This window comes from Enterococcus sp. 3G6_DIV0642 (assembly GCF_002140635.1).
Classification (GTDB): domain Bacteria; phylum Bacillota; class Bacilli; order Lactobacillales; family Enterococcaceae; genus Enterococcus_D; species Enterococcus_D casseliflavus.
The window spans coordinates 3,208,573-3,223,747 of the sequence record NZ_NGLH01000001.1; the positions used below are offsets into that span (position 1 = coordinate 3,208,573).

General features: G+C 45.8%; 12 protein-coding genes, 2 tRNA genes, 1 riboswitch and 1 other annotated feature. Of the genes, 5 read left to right on the plus strand and 9 right to left on the minus strand.

Annotated features, from left to right (window positions below; genetic code table 11):
* Window positions 1-46: 46 nt before the first annotated feature.
* Window positions 47-1,693: a polysaccharide biosynthesis protein gene (locus A5878_RS15520; protein ID WP_015510492.1), complete on the minus strand. Its 1,647-nt coding sequence runs from the start codon at window positions 1,691-1,693 to the stop codon at window positions 47-49.
* Between the two features lie 199 nt (window positions 1,694-1,892).
* Here A5878_RS15520 and murE point away from each other — a divergent pair, with 199 nt between their 5' ends.
* Window positions 1,893-3,413 carry a UDP-N-acetylmuramyl-tripeptide synthetase gene (murE, locus tag A5878_RS15525; RefSeq protein WP_005227684.1) on the plus strand — a complete coding sequence of 507 codons (1,521 nt, stop codon included), beginning with the start codon at window positions 1,893-1,895 and terminating at the stop codon, window positions 3,411-3,413.
* A gap of 72 nt (window positions 3,414-3,485) precedes the next feature.
* Here murE and A5878_RS15530 read toward each other — a convergent pair whose 3' ends face one another.
* Entirely contained in the window at window positions 3,486-3,785 is a 300-nt protein-coding gene (locus A5878_RS15530; protein ID WP_005227682.1) for a DUF5960 family protein, read from the minus strand.
* 220 nt (window positions 3,786-4,005) lie between these two features.
* Between A5878_RS15530 and A5878_RS15535 the strand changes: the two genes are divergently transcribed.
* On the plus strand, window positions 4,006-4,236 hold the full coding sequence (locus tag A5878_RS15535) for a hypothetical protein (RefSeq protein ID WP_005227680.1): 231 nt from the start codon (window positions 4,006-4,008) through the stop codon (window positions 4,234-4,236).
* Window positions 4,237-4,341: 105 nt separating this feature from the next.
* Here the strand turns inward: A5878_RS15535 and leuS are convergent, their stop codons facing one another.
* Both leuS and A5878_RS15545 read right to left on the minus strand, forming a co-directional pair.
* Window positions 4,342-6,756, minus strand: coding sequence for a leucine--tRNA ligase (leuS, locus tag A5878_RS15540; protein WP_010749009.1), 2,415 nt, complete (start codon window positions 6,754-6,756; stop codon window positions 4,342-4,344).
* Window positions 6,757-6,843: 87 nt separating this feature from the next.
* Window positions 6,844-7,063, minus strand: a binding site (T-box leader).
* 42 nt (window positions 7,064-7,105) lie between these two features.
* Window positions 7,106-8,803 (minus strand): LysM peptidoglycan-binding domain-containing protein, encoded by a 1,698-nt coding sequence (locus tag A5878_RS15545; protein WP_074536214.1) that lies wholly within the window; start codon window positions 8,801-8,803, stop codon window positions 7,106-7,108.
* 300 nt (window positions 8,804-9,103) lie between these two features.
* On the opposite strand from A5878_RS15545, the gene A5878_RS15550 reads away from it, so the two are divergent.
* The 3 genes from A5878_RS15550 to A5878_RS15560 are packed head-to-tail and all read left to right on the plus strand — an operon-like array spanning window position 9,104 to window position 11,305.
* Window positions 9,104-9,754, plus strand: coding sequence for a phosphatase PAP2 family protein (locus A5878_RS15550; RefSeq protein ID WP_005227675.1), 651 nt, complete (start codon window positions 9,104-9,106; stop codon window positions 9,752-9,754).
* Window positions 9,755-9,768: 14 nt separating this feature from the next.
* Window positions 9,769-10,752 carry a TIGR01212 family radical SAM protein gene (locus A5878_RS15555; RefSeq protein WP_005227674.1) on the plus strand — a complete coding sequence of 328 codons (984 nt, stop codon included), beginning with the start codon at window positions 9,769-9,771 and terminating at the stop codon, window positions 10,750-10,752.
* Window positions 10,727-11,305 (plus strand): class I SAM-dependent methyltransferase, encoded by a 579-nt coding sequence (locus A5878_RS15560; RefSeq protein WP_034869022.1) that lies wholly within the window; start codon window positions 10,727-10,729, stop codon window positions 11,303-11,305. Before A5878_RS15555 ends, A5878_RS15560 begins: the two co-directional genes overlap by 26 nt.
* A gap of 24 nt (window positions 11,306-11,329) precedes the next feature.
* Here A5878_RS15560 and A5878_RS15565 read toward each other — a convergent pair whose 3' ends face one another.
* The 5 genes from A5878_RS15565 to A5878_RS15585 all read right to left on the minus strand — a co-directional run bounded on the left by A5878_RS15565 (window position 11,330) and on the right by A5878_RS15585 (window position 15,171).
* The gene (locus tag A5878_RS15565; protein ID WP_005227672.1) at window positions 11,330-12,109 is read right to left on the minus strand and encodes an alpha/beta hydrolase family protein; all 780 of its coding nucleotides are present in this window, start codon (window positions 12,107-12,109) and stop codon (window positions 11,330-11,332) included.
* A gap of 22 nt (window positions 12,110-12,131) precedes the next feature.
* The gene (locus A5878_RS15570) at window positions 12,132-13,589 is read right to left on the minus strand and encodes an MDR family MFS transporter (RefSeq protein ID WP_005227670.1); all 1,458 of its coding nucleotides are present in this window, start codon (window positions 13,587-13,589) and stop codon (window positions 12,132-12,134) included.
* Between the two features lie 66 nt (window positions 13,590-13,655).
* Window positions 13,656-14,840: a methionine adenosyltransferase gene (gene metK / locus A5878_RS15575; RefSeq protein ID WP_086295768.1), complete on the minus strand. Its 1,185-nt coding sequence runs from the start codon at window positions 14,838-14,840 to the stop codon at window positions 13,656-13,658.
* Window positions 14,838-14,919, minus strand: a riboswitch (SMK box riboswitch). Its footprint overlaps the gene before it by 3 nt.
* A gap of 91 nt (window positions 14,920-15,010) precedes the next feature.
* Window positions 15,011-15,082 (minus strand) — tRNA-Glu (locus A5878_RS15580).
* A 15-nt stretch (window positions 15,083-15,097) separates the two neighbouring features.
* Window positions 15,098-15,171: transfer RNA gene (locus A5878_RS15585), tRNA-Ile, on the minus strand.
* Window positions 15,172-15,175: the final 4 nt, after the last annotated feature.

The window sequence follows — 15,175 nt, forward strand, 5'->3', positions numbered from 1 at the left end:
CAGCCGCCAAGGTCTCACAAAGGAGGCTCAGCGGCTGCTTCTAGTTTTATTTGATGTGTAATTTCTGGCGTAAACGAACCATTGATGAGCCGAGTAATTTTTCAGCTAAACGCAATTTCAGCGCAATGTAGATGTATACACTGCCGCCGACTCCTGCTACTAGCAAGCTCAAGATAAAGGCTTGGACTTTTCTTTCAGAGCTCAAGACAAGCCCAAAGAGTTGGCGAGCGATCAACGCTGCGATCACCATAATGATCGTCATCGCGCCAATCAATAATGTCCGTCGCAACGTTAAGTTTACATTGAAATGGCCTTTGCGAATCATTTTGCGAATATTTAACCAGCAGACGATCCCTAAGGCAATCGTGGTAGAAACCAATGGACCGTAGACTTGGAACAAACGAATCGCTGGATACTGCAAGATCACTTTCACCAGTAATCCTACAAAGAAGAAAACAACCGCTTCTTTGTTGTGGTACATCCCTTGCAGCATACTCGAACTAAGCATAAACAAGCCCAAGACCAGACCAGACAGACAGGCAGCGACTAAGACGCTCGCCCCTAACGCATCTGGACGATAAAACAAGGTGTATAGAGGATAAGACAGTACGATCATCCCAAAAGTCGCTGGAAACATTACAAAGGAATACAATTGCAAGTTGTTGCTGATCAATTTGGCTAAGTTCTTTTTGTCTTTTTTGGCGACTGCTTCACTGATCAAAGGCAGTCCCGTTGAAGCCATGGAAGTAGCTAATCCGATAACCACCATCGTCAGCTTATCAGGGTTGCTGCCGAAAATCGCCATTAGTTCTAAGAGCTGATCATTTGAAAATTCGGTAAAACTGCTCATCATTCGCACAAAGGTGTACTGATCCACCAATTTTAAAATCGTGATCCCTGAGCCTACGATAATAAAAGGGATCGCTTCTTTGATGGTCGCTAAAACCAACTCTTTGGTTTGCAGCACCGTTTCTTCTTTGCTCATATCGACTAAAACATCCATCCGCACCCGCTGCTTTTGGAAGTAATAGCCTAATACCAAAATGCTGGCTAAGACACCGATAAAGGCGGCAAAGGTCGATTGCGTCACGGCTGCCGTGTATTCGCCTTCGATGACCCGCATAATGATAAAGGTCGCTAAAAGCATATAACAGACACGAGCGATTTGTTCAACGACTTGCGAGATCGCAAAAGGTTTCATGTCTTGGTTTCCTTGGAAATACCCTCGCATGACACTCATACAAGGAAAAACCAATAAAGCAATACTCAATGAGCGCATCGCAGGAATCAATTCTGCGCCTCCGCCTGAAGCCGTTGCCAACCATGGGGCTGCCAAATACATGATTCCAGCGGTCACCACGCCAAAACCTGCCATCAATTGAAACGCTCTTAAAAAGAGCTTCTGGCTCGTGCGGTATTCTTGGCGAGAATTGTAAAAAGAAATCTGTTTGGCAATTGCTGAAGGGATCCCCGCAGTGGAGATCATTAAAAATAAGGCGTAAACATTATAGCCCATTCCAAACAACGCATTTGCTTTATCCGCATTTGCGCCCATCCAATAATACCAGGGTAAAATGTAAATGGCGCCAAGCAAACGTGAGCCGATATTTCCCATCGTCATCCAAGCAGATCCTTGAGCCATTTTTTCTTGTGTAGTTAATTCTTTTGACACTGAACGCATGTGTTTATCCATCGCCATTATCTCCAACTTTCTACAAACATATCCCTTCCATTTTAATTCGAAAAAGGGTTGGTCGCAATCTATTTTTGCAACATCTTAAAGTTTCTTCAAAATAAGGAGAAAAAAAAGAAAACTTTTCCCTCCCAAACGGCGGTTTTTAGGAGTTATGCTATAATAAGAGAAATCTTTAGAGGAATGAAGGAGAACAACGATGCAAAAGGAACTCATTACCGTGCCACAGATCCGCAAACTCTTATTGCAGGAAAACCTATTGAAAGAAATCATCACCCCCACTGATTGGGTTTATACCGTGCCGCAAGAAATGACTGATCTTGCCTTTACCTCATTAAGCTACGACTCGCGAACAGCCGATGCGGCGACGCTTTTTTTCTGTAAAGGGGCTTCTTTTAAAGAAAGCTACCTGGCTGCCGCCATTGACCAAGGGATTCAGTGCTACATTTCAGAAACGCCCTATGACAACTTTGCAACTTATGGAATCATCGTCACCGACATTCGAGAAACGATGGCAGTGATCGCTCAAGCGTTTTATGGCCATCCTCAAGAACAGCTGGTGACCATCGGCATCACGGGAACAAAAGGCAAAACCAGCTGCGCCTATTTTGCTCGGGCGATTTTAGCAGAATCGACGGGTCAAAAAGTAGCATTCTTTTCATCTGAGGAAAACTCAGTCGACGGAAAAACCTTTAATGAAGCAGTGTTGACGACCCCCGAAACACTGGATCTTTATAAGATGATGGCCGAGGCTGTCGCAAACGGCATGACCCATCTTGTGATGGAGGTTTCTTCCCAAGCCTATAAAACCAAACGGGTCGCCGGTATTACCTTTGATATTGGCGCGTTCTTGAATATTTCGCCTGATCACATTGGACCAGTGGAACATCCAACTTATGATGATTACCTTTACTGCAAACGGGAACTGATCCGCAACAGCAAACAGATGATTTTAAATCGCCAAAGCGATCACTACCACTTGCTGCGAGAAACTTGTGAAGTCCATCAAGTTCCTTATATCACCTACGGACGTTCAGACGCCGATTATGTCGTCCAAGAAGGGGCAGATCTAAAAGGCTTTGCGCTGTCAGCTGCTTCTGATGTCTTGCAAGTCTCTGGTGAATATCAACTGGGGATCTTAGGTTCTTTCAACCATGAGAACGCCGCAGCGGCGATTTTAGCTGCCTGCTTAGCGGGTGCCTCTCGTGAAGACGCTCAGAAAGTCCTGCCGACAGTGATCATCCCTGGACGAATGATCGTTTTAGAAAAAGAAAATGGCGCAGTCATGATCGTTGACTATGCCCACAATTACCTTAGCTTCCAATCATTAAGTGAACTTGCCCGCCAATTGCGCCCAGAAGGCCGCCTGCTTTTTGTCACTGGCAGTGCTGGCGGCAAAGCCCAATCTCGCCGAGCAGATATGGGACGAGCGCTAGGAGAATATGCGGACAAAGTCTACCTGACCAGCGATGATCCTGATTTTGAAGAAGCATCCGCAATCGCAAAAGAAATCGCAGCTGCGATCACCAATCCTGAAGTTGCCATCATTCATGAGATGGATCGGGCTCAAGCCGTCAAATCAGCGATTGCTGATGCAGACAGTAAGGATATCGTGATTATTGCGGGCAAAGGCGCCGAACAATACTTGAAAGTCGCTGGAAAAAAAGTCCCTTACATCGGTGACTTGACCTTAGCGCAGCAGCAAGCCAAACACCAATAGCAACAAGTTGCCTCAACAAAAAAACTTTCAGATGATTTAACAGATCATCTGAAAGTTTTTTTTTCTGCGTGACTAAGGTTGTTCGTCTTCGTAAGTCTCATAGACATAGGGTGCGCCATCATAACGGAATTCTGTTGAAATGGCGGCGTCAAGGTCTTCGGTAAACATTCGTTTGCTGAAAGGAAACAAAAAGACTTGCCCTTCTTTGGCATCTTCGGCTGCTAAACGGTAAAACAGCTCTTCTTCTGTTAATTGTTGATTCAACTGTTCCAAGACATCGGCAGTGACTGCCTCTTCCTCATAGCCAGGTTTGGCAATCCGTGCATAATCTTCAAAAAAAGCCGACTGGCCTTCAAATGATTGATACTCCATGTAAGTCCCCTCTTTCTTTTCTCTTACTTTATTATACGAGAGTCCGTGAGGATCAGCGAATAATATGATCGGTCTTCAGGGGAATTTTTACTCTTCTGGTGCTTAAATATGTCAGAAACATTTCAAGTGTATTACGAATCAATTATTTGACAAAATCAGATTGAACACGCATCCAAATTTTGTATAATGATACATAGAGACTATAAAAGGGGCAAATGTAATGAACAACGCAAAGAAAAAAATTTTCGTCGGTACTGGTGCTGCAATTGGTTTTGTCGCAATCGTTGCTATGATGGCTCAGTTCATGATTTCCAATCATCTATTTGGCGGAAGTGATGCTTCATCAGAAATTTTCACTCGCGCTACGTATCCAAACGGCTTTCTACTAGTGATCTTGATTCCATTGGTCGCAACAGCCGCTTTGTTCTATGGGATCATTCGCAAAAAATAACAAAAAAGTGTTGCTGAGAACCACTCAGTAACACTTTTTTTCTTTGTCGTCACCAAAAAGCTGCCTAACAGACCCTCGATCTGCTAGGCAGCTATTTTTTAGCGTTTAGTTTGCAACGATATTGACCAATTTGTTCGGTACGACGATCACTTTACGGATCGTTTTTCCTTGGAGCTGTTCTTGGACAAGTTCGTTTTCTTGCGCCAATTGTTCAAGCACTGCTTTTTCGGCATCCGCTGGCACCATTGCTTTGGCGCGAACTTTGCCGTTGACTTGAAAGACGACTTCGATCTCGTCTTCCACTAGGGCACTTTCGTCATAGGTTGGCCATGGCACATAAGAGATCCCATGGTCATTCCCGAGGATCGACCATAGCTCTTCCCCGATATGCGGTGCGATCGGAGCCAATAGCTGCACAAATCCTTCGACATATTCGTAAGGCAAAGCATCGGCTTTGTACGCTTCATTGACAAAGACCATCAATTGGGAAATCGCCGTATTGAAGTGCAGCTGCTCAAAATCTTCCGTCACTTTCTTAACGGTTTGATGGTAAACTTTCGACAATTTGCCATCGTTGAATGTCGTGATGCGGTCACGCATTTTGCCATTTTCATCGACGATCAAGCGCCACACACGATCCAAGAATTTACGACTGCCTTCAAGACCATTCTCATTCCAAGCGATCGATGCATCCAATGGTCCCATAAACATTTCATATAGACGCAAAGTATCCGCACCGTATTGATTGATGACATCATCTGGATTAACGACGTTGCCGCGGGATTTTGACATTTTTTCATTGTTTTCCCCAAGGATCATCCCTTGGTTGAACAATTTTTCAAATGGTTCTTTCGTTGGCACGACACCGATATCATACAAGAATTTATGCCAGAAGCGAGCATAAAGCAAGTGCAAGACAGCGTGCTCTGCGCCACCGATATAAATATCGACTGGCATCCAGCGTTTCAATTTGTCGTAGTCTGCCAAAACAGACTTATTATGAGGATCGATAAAGCGCAAGAAATACCATGAGCTTCCAGCCCATTGCGGCATCGTATTGGTTTCACGACGTCCTTTTTTCCCGGTTTCAGGGTCGGTGACATTGACCCAATCTGTGACATTGGCTAATGGCGATTCACCAGTACCGCTTGGTTTGATATTGTCGGTTTTTGGCAAACGCAACGGCAGCTGATCTTCAGGAAGCGTCGTAGTCGTACCATCTTCCCAATGGATGATTGGGATTGGCTCTCCCCAATACCGTTGGCGAGAGAACAACCAATCGCGAAGACGATAGCTGACTTCTTTTTTCCCAACGTGGTTTTCTTCCAACCATGCGACCATTTTTTCGATGGCTGTCTCTTTGTCTAGCCCATCCAAAAAGTCTGAATTGATATGCAGTCCATCTTCGGTATAGGCAGATTCTTCCACGTTGCCCCCTGCCAATACAGGAATGATCTCTAAGCCAAATGTTTTGGCAAATTCGTGGTCACGTTCGTCATGGGCAGGAACCGCCATGATCGCACCTGTTCCATAAGAAGCCAAAACATAATCGGCGATCCAAATCGGGATCTCTTTACCATTCACGGGATTGATGGCATAGGCACCTGTGAAGACACCAGTTTTTTCTTTGGCCAAATCTGTTCGGTTCAAATCAGATTTTTTCGACGCTTCTTCTACATAGGCATCAATGGCTGCTTTTTGTTCTGGTGTAGTGATTTGGGCCACTAGCTCATGTTCTGGCGCCAATACGGCGTAGGTCGCACCAAACAAGGTATCTGGGCGAGTCGTAAAGACGGTAAAGTCTTTTTCCATCCCTGCCACTTTAAACGTAACGTTGGCTCCGACCGAACGTCCGATCCAATTGCGCTGCATTTCTTTGATGCTTTCTGGCCAATCAACTTCTTCTAAATCGTCCAACAAACGATCAGCATACGCTGTGATTTTCAGCATCCATTGGCGCATCGGTTTGCGGATCACATCGTAGCCGCCCCGTTCGCTTTTGCCGTCAATGACTTCTTCATTGGCGATCACGGTCCCAAGCTCTGGTACCCAGTTTACTGGAACTTCGGCTTCATAAGCTAACCCTTTTTCATAAAGCTTGGTAAAGATCCATTGCGTCCACTTGTAGTACTCGGGATCTGTCGTATTGATTTCACGATTCCAGTCATAGCTGAATCCTAGCGCATTGATTTGACGGCGGAAGGTCTCAATATTTTTCTTCGTGAATTCCGCTGGATCATTTCCAGTGTCTAATGCATATTGTTCGGCAGGCAGACCAAAGGCATCCCAGCCCATTGGGTGCAGTACATTGTACCCTTGGCTGCGTTTGAAGCGGCTCAAGATATCCGTAGCTGTATAGCCTTCTGGATGTCCGACATGTAATCCTTGTCCAGATGGATATGGGAACATATCTAGCGCATAAAATTTTGGTTTGTCCGGCTCATCATGGGTGTTGAATTCATTTTTCTTTGCCCAATATTTTTGCCATTTTTTTTCGATTTCTTTGTGATTGTAATTCACGATGGACTCCTCCTAAAAAATTGGTGTTTTGCTCGTCAAATCAACCAGCAAAACTTAAAAAAAGTCCTATAAAAATCGCTATGATTTTTATAGGACGTTATCAACGTGGTACCACCTAAGTTTATCTGCTCCTCAAAAAAGCAGACCTCGATGTTTTAACGGCCATCGCCGTATCTGCCTAGCCAAATCAGGTTCAGTCAGATATCACTCGAAGACGAGTTCGAAAGGTGTGCTGTGCATTTCCACCAACCATGCACTCTCTAAAAGTCCCACCGTACTTCTACTATTCCTTCTCAAACGTGAAAGTTTCTTTGCACTTATCCTAACAAAAATCATTAGGAATAGCAATCTATTTTACCCTAACTGTTTGTCCTGGGTAAATAAAGTTATTTTGAATATTGTTCCATTGGATAAATTGATCCGTCGTGATGCCGAACTTATCTGCGATCCCCCAAACAGAATCCCCCGATGCGACCTTGTAGGTACCATTTGTCGCTGAAGTGCTGGTAGTAGCTGCCGTGCCGCCTTGCTTGACGACCACCTTTTGTCCTGGATAGATAAAATCATTTTTGATGTTGTTCCAGCTGCGGAATTGGTCCATCGAAATCCCGTGTTTATTGGCAACTGACCAGACTGAATCACCAGAAGCCACCGTATAGGTGTTGCCTGCAGCACTGCTGCTGGTTTGGCTGCTGACGGTCGTGCTCGTCGTTGTACTTGTACGGGTAGAACTACCGCTGACAACCACCTTTTGACCTGGATAAACATAGTCATTTTTAATATTGTTCAAGCTGCGGAACTGATCCATCGAGATGCCATGCTTGTTAGCGATCGACCAGACTGAATCGCCAGCTGCCACCGTGTAGGTGCCGCCACTGCTTTGGCTAGCCGTTGATGCCGTGCTGACGGTCGTAGTACTGCTGGTATTCGTAGACGAACCACCGCTAACGACAACTTTTTGCCCTGGATAGACAAAATCATTTTTGATGTTGTTCAAACTGCGAAATTGATCCATCGAAATGCCATGCTTATTGGCGATCGACCAAACGGAATCACCAGAAACTACGGTGTAGGTATTGCCTGATGTAGTTGCTGAAGCATTGCGATTGACGATCGATACCGTTGAAGTTGCCGAAGTACTTTGGGCGCTGCCGTTGACTTTCAAGGTTTGTCCTGGATAAACAAAATCGTTTTTGATATTGTTCAAACTGCGCAACTGATCCATGGAGATGCCATGTTTGTTGGCGATCGACCAGACTGAGTCCCCCGAAGTGACTGTATAGGTTTGACTGCCGCTCGTGCTGACAGCTGATGTCGTGGTCGTCGTACTCGTTGAAGCACTGGCTGTGGCGCCTCCACCGGCATTGCCAGAAGCTGGCGTGTCATATTTCGTTAACCCAAATTGCTGGATCACGGCATTCAGTGAAGAGGCATAGTTTGGTGCAGTCGCATAACGGCCTGCTAGCCATGCGGTTGCATCAAGATATGAAGTCGTATTGCTTTTCCAAGCGCCAGAATAATACGCGACACCGCTTTGTAAAGAAGTTGAGCGTAAAGTACGTGCGTTATCTTCAAATGATTGCGTGTAAGATGGGTAACGCTTAAAGGGTTCATTCATAGTCAACCATTGGTTGTTCAAATATTCTAAGGTACTCATATAAACGGTTTGACCGTTATAGCTGCCTTTGATTCCGAATAGATTGTAATTCGGTGCTTTTGATAAGCTGCTTCGGCCCCAACCACTTTCTAAAATGGCTTGCGCGATCATCACAGAAGCATATAGATCGTTGGCGTTTGCCACAGGTTGGGCGTACGTAGCGATTTCAGCAATAAACGCGGAAGTATTCGGCGCGGCAAAATTGCTAGTAGAAACTTGGGCGATCGAGGTCTCTACGGCTTCTGCTTGAACCGATGACACCAATGGAGCTACAACAGAGCAAGCAGTCAGTGTTGTTCCTAAAACAACTGCACTTTTTTTGATCACTCGATACTTATCGCCCGATTGGTCTGCTTGACGATGTACTTTTCTTGATTGACTCGTGTTCATGTCCGTTATTCCTCCGTTTTTTCCTTATAGTGAACGTAGGTTTAGTATACAATTTCTTAAGAATTTATAAAAGGTATTTGAGCCGATTTCAGAAACTGTAAACTCTTTGTAATCAAACGAACATTTATTGCAATGAAGCAATTGGCCTGCTCCCGATAAACGTATCGCTTGCTCAGACGAGTAACACCTTGCTCGTTCCGCGCTTTTTCCGACTTGTGATAAATGCTATAATACCTTCTAGATGTCTCTTTGACTTAATGACAATAATTGACAGAAATTCTCTAGAAACGAGGCTTATCCATGCATAAAAAACTTTATTTTCAATTTGCGGGCAGTTGCTTTTTACTGCTGTTCGTTTTTCTCGGCTATGTCGTGAAATTTTACCCTACTTGGTTGGTCTCCTTTGACGAAACCTTGACTCGCATCATCCGCAGCGGCTACCCGTTTTGGACACCGTTTTTTCTATGGGTCACAAAATTTGCGAATCCTACCACGATCATCTTGCTCTTTCTCGCTGTTTTAGCTGTCTTAGTGATCAACAAGTATTATGCTGAAGCTATATGGCTCAGTATTGGTACCATCGGGATTGCTGGGCTCTTTAATCCATTGATCAAACTGGTCTTTTTACGGGAGCGCCCAACTCTTGAACACTTAGTCACGGAATCAAGTTTCAGTTTCCCCAGTGGACACTCGACGGGCAGTATGATTTTTTATGGAACCTTGCTCTTCTTGGTCCCAGTTTTCTTCAAGCAGCCTTTTTGGCAATGGGGCATCCGCCTTTTGCTGGGCCTTTTGATTGGCTGCATCGGCATCAGCCGTATTTATGTTGGTGTGCATTTTCCCAGTGATGTGTTAGGCGGTTTTTGTGTTGGCCTGTCTTGGCTGCTGTTGACCTATCCGTACTACTTGCAAAAACGCTTTGTCTGGCGCTTCACGCGTAAACAATTATAAAAGAAGGTAAAAAAATGAATCCATTTCCTTATGCAGAAGATAAAAACAAACGATACCATTCGTGGAACTTTGCTTTGCGGCAAGAATTTGGCGAAAAAATCTTTAAAGTCCCCATCGATGCGGGCTTCGACTGCCCCAATCGTGACGGCACCGTTGCCAAAGGCGGCTGTACATTTTGCAGTGTGTCCGGTTCTGGCGATATGATCGTAGCTCCTGAAGCCCCACTGCCAGAGCAGTTTGAAAAAGAGATCGCCATGATGCACAAAAAGTGGCCGCAAGTGGACAAATACATTGTCTATTTTCAAAACTTTACGAACACCCACGCACCGGTGGCAGTGATCCGTGAACGCTTCGAGCAAGTGCTGACACTACCTGGTGTTGTCGGGATCTCCGTTGGGACCCGACCAGACTGCTTACCAGAAGATGTCGTTGACTATCTAGCAGAGCTCAATCAACGCTTTTATTTATGGGTCGAATTAGGACTGCAAACGACGTTTGAAACCACGAGCAATGCCATCAACCGCGCCCATGATTATCAAACTTACTTAGACGGCGTCGCCAGCCTGCGCAAACACAATATTCGTGTCTGTACCCATTTGATCAATGGCCTGCCAGGCGAGACGATCGAGATGATGCAAGAAAATGTCCGCCGCACCATTCAAGATTCTGATATCCAAGGCATCAAACTGCACCTGCTGCATTTGATGCGCAATACTCGGATGCTGCGGGATTATCATGAAGGACGTTTGCAATTGATGCGGCGCGATACCTATGTGTCATTGATCTGCGATCAGTTAGAAATGATCCCCCCAGAGATCATCATTCATCGCCTGACAGGCGATGCACCATGGGATTCTCTGGTAGGTCCAATGTGGAGTTTGAAAAAATGGGAAGTCTTGAATGAGATCGATCAAGAAATGCTGCGCCGCAACTCCTATCAAGGAAAATTCAACGTGCGAAAGGAGCCTGTCAATGCTGCCGACCGCCATGCGCTATAGCCACACCCTTTTAAAAGAAGTTCTGCAGCCGGGACAAACCGCTGTTGATGCCACGATGGGCAACGGCTTCGACACGGAATTATTGGCTTCCTTAGTTGGCCCGACTGGTCAGGTGTTTGCTTTTGATATTCAAGAACAAGCCCTGCAAGCTACCAAAAAGCGTTTGGCTGAAAAAGAGCTGTTGGCACAAGTCCAGCTGATCCATCAAGGCCATGAGACGTTGGCAGAGGTTGTGAGTGGTCCGGTTCACGCCGCCATTTTCAATTTAGGCTACTTGCCGCAAGGGGACAAAGCGATCATCACGCTGCCTGATACAACGAAAACGGCTTTAGAAGCTTTACTGACACGTTTAGCCCCGAAAGGTAGAATCATCCTCGTCTGCTATTATGGACACGCTGGCGGCGAAGCAGAGCTGAAAGAAGTACACTCCTTTTGTCAGCAGCTGCCGCAAGAGAAGTTCAATGTCCTTTCCTATCAATTTATCAATCAGCGGAACCAACCGCCGATCTTATTTTGTATCGAACGAAAAAACCATCAGTCCTCGGCACGTTAAGGTGTCGATCGACTGATGGTTTTTTTATTCACTAAAAAGCCATTGCAGGACTCGTTGGATCCATTGATCCCAGAAATTCCAATCATGATCCCCAGTTCCCGATTCAAACGTTACGGCTAGTTTGCGCTTTTGCAGCTTATCCACCGCATATTCACTTGCCGGATACAGCTGATCCTCGGTTCCGCAGCTAATAAAAAAGCGCGGCGCTGTGCTTGGATCGATGGTCTCAATCAGATGGATCAAATCATTTTCTGACCCTTTGAATTGCTCTAATGGTCCAAAAATTCCTTCCCAATAAGCTTGGCTTCGCAGCTGCAGCAAGGAATCCATGCTTTCAGCCAGCGCTAATGCCCCAGACAAAGACGCTACCGCCGCAAACTGGTCAGGCTTTCTCAGCCCGAGTTTTACTGCCCCATAGCCCCCCATCGAAAGCCCAGCCGCAAAAGTTTTTTCTCGTTTTTGCGTCAGCTGAGGAAACAGCTCATGGCAAATCTGTGGTAATTCTTCGGCGATAAACGTCCAATACTTCATCTCATAGGTCGTATCGGTATACCAACCCAGATCAGTAGACGGCATGATGACCGCTAGTTGATACTCTGCGGCATACCGCTCGATCGACGTCCGTCGCTGCCAGACACTATGATTTCCGTTCATCCCATGCAACAAATAAAGCACCGGGAGATCTGTGCCCGTTGATTGGCTTTGCGTGCCGATTTTTTTCTTGGTACTTTGAGGCAAGATCACATCGATCATTACCTCCATTTCAAGAACATTTGAATAGATATTTGCTTGTAAAAAAGCCATACAATCACCTGCGATCCTTTTTTTATATTGTACCAGATTCTCGCGAAATCGTGCGGGTCAAACCAATCGCTAGCACAATAAGTAGAACACCGATCCCAAAAACCCAGTGTAGACCGCTATAAAGAATCTCCCGTAATTGCCCTAATAATGCGGTTGGCAGCTGGCGCGCAGCGGCTGGATCTACTAGCTGATTCATGACACTGCTATCATTGACTTGTGCCTGTGCTAAGCCTACGCTATTACTGGTGTTTAAAACGATACCGAAGACCGCTACCATGATGGTTTGCCCGATCGTTCGCAACAGGGTATTGAAAGAAGTCGCCACGCCGACTTGTGTGGGGCCAACGCTGGTTTGGGCAGTAACCGTACAAACCACCATCGTTGCCCCTAACCCGACGCCAGTAATAGAAGAAATGACCAAGAACAACCAGAATGAGGTCTGTGCCGGTGTCAAAAACAGCCACAAAGCACCGGTAGCCGTGATCAACAAGCTAACCGTCAAGACCCAGCTGACACTGTGCTGTGTCAACCAACGGCTGGCTAAGAAGGAACCAATCATCCATAAAATCGACAACGGTGCCAACACAAGCCCGCCAATCCCCGCACTCATGCCTAAGACCCCTTGCATCCACATTGGGATATAAACATCGATCCCCATCAAGAAGCCGCTAGCCAAAGCTGCTACGATATTGACCACCACAAATAATTTTGAGTGAAACAGCTTCAGATCAATAATCGGATCTGCTGCTTTTTTCTCCACCCGAATGAAGCCGATAAACGTAAGGACAGAAAAAACGAATAGCCCGATGACAGGCAGACTCACACCATAATCTCCCAGCAACTGGAAGCCTAGCAAGAGGCCTACTAGCGTCAACATCAACAAGAGACTGCCTGCATAATCAATGTTGACTGCAGCAAAGGCCTTTTTTTCTTCATGAAAATAAAACCAAATCAAAGCAATCAGCCCTAATCCGATGGGCACGTTGATAAAAAAGATCCAATGCCACCCAATCGTATCTACGATCAATCCACCAGCTAAAGGACCAACAACACTGGCGATCCCCCAAGCCGTACTATTGAGCCCTAAGACTTTCGCCCGCTTTTCAACGGGATACAGGTCCGCAATGATCGTTAGGGCAACGGGCATCATGGCCCCTGCGCCTAATCCTTGCAACGCTCTGGCAATGATCAACGTCAACATCGTGTTGGCCATCCCACAAAACGCCGACCCGATAATAAACAGCAACGTCCCAAATAAAAAGACTGGTTTGCGGCCGATATTATCGGCAAACTTGCCGTAGATCGGGGTCAACATCGCACTGGTCAAAAGATAGATCGAGAAGACCCAGTTCATGATCTCGATCCCTTTCAATGAACTAACGATGGTAGGCATCGCTGTCGTAATGATCGTTCCTTCGATTGCGGTCATAAACGTTGCGACAAAGACCGCAATGGTGACTAATTTTACATTGGTTCGCATATAACTCCTCCTTTTACTCCAAAAAAAAGAACCTCTATTGATAGTCATCAATAGAGGTCGCCTCTTTTAATCCTTCACACTTGCCAAAAGTGCCGCCACCTTGTCGGTGCGTTCCCATGGCAAATCGATATCTGTACGACCGAAATGTCCGTAAGCGGCAGTCTGACGATAAATCGGACGGCGCAAATCTAACATTTCAATAATTCCTGCTGGTCGCAAATCAAAGTTTTCCCGTACCGCTTGGATCAAGCGCTCGTTGCTGACGGTTCCGGTACCAAAAGTGTTGATGCTGATCGAAACGGGCTGTGCCACACCGATCGCATAGGCTAATTGTACTTCCACTTTTTTGGCTAGCTTTGCTGCTACGATGTTTTTGGCAATGTAGCGAGCCGCATAGCTGGCTGAACGGTCAACTTTGGTTGCGTCTTTTCCAGAAAACGCACCGCCGCCATGACGTGCATAGCCGCCATAAGTATCAACGATGATTTTTCTGCCAGTCAAACCGGCATCCCCTTGAGGACCGCCGATCACAAAACGACCAGTAGGATTGATATAATATTTTGTCTGCTCGTCTAAAAGATCGGCAGGGATCACTTCTTTGATCACTTTTTCGATGACATCACGGTGGATCGTTTCATTATCAGCCGCATCATCATGCTGGGTACTAATAACGACGGTGTCCACTCTTTGTGGTTGATCGTTATCATCATATTCAACGGTTACTTGTGATTTTGCATCGGGACGCAAGTAGCTTAGTTCATTGTTTTTCCGCAACTCTGCTAAGCGACGTACCAGCCGATGGCTCAACGCGATCGGTAAAGGCATCAATTCAGGTGTTTCATCAACGGCAAAACCAAACATCAAGCCTTGGTCACCAGCACCGATATCATCTTTATCCGTTTCTCCACGACTTTCTAAAGCATCGTCGACCCCTTGAGCGATATCTGGTGATTGCTCATCGATCGCTACCAAAACAGCAACCGTATCGCCGTCAAAGCCGAATTTTGCTCGTGTATAGCCGATTTCTTTGATGGTTTCTCGGACGACTTTTTGAATATCTACATAAGCAGAAGTAGAAATTTCTCCAAAGACTAAAACCAATCCGGTAGTAACTGACGTTTCGCAAGCGACCCGTGCCATTGGATCTTCGGCAAGCAACGCATCTAAGATGGCATCACTGATTTGGTCGGCTACTTTGTCTGGGTGTCCTTCTGAAACGGACTCTGATGTAAATAAGTGTTTCTCTGTCATTTTTGTATTCCCCCTAATATATGTTTCGGTTACAAGGCATCTTCGCAGCTGCGAATCCTTTCGGGAACTTGCAACGGACTGATTATAACAAATTTTGACTGCTCATGCTTGAAAAAATGATAAAAAGATCGTTTTTGGGCAATAAAAAAACACTCTCAAGAGTGTTTGCATGATCCGTACGGGATTCGAACCCGTGTTACCGCCGTGAAAGGGCGGTGTCTTAACCGCTTGACCAACGGACCAGTTTAAAAATGTAATGGGCCTAAATGGACTCGAACCATCGACCTCACGCTTATCAGGCGTGCGCTCTAACCAGCTGAGCTATAGGCCCCAAA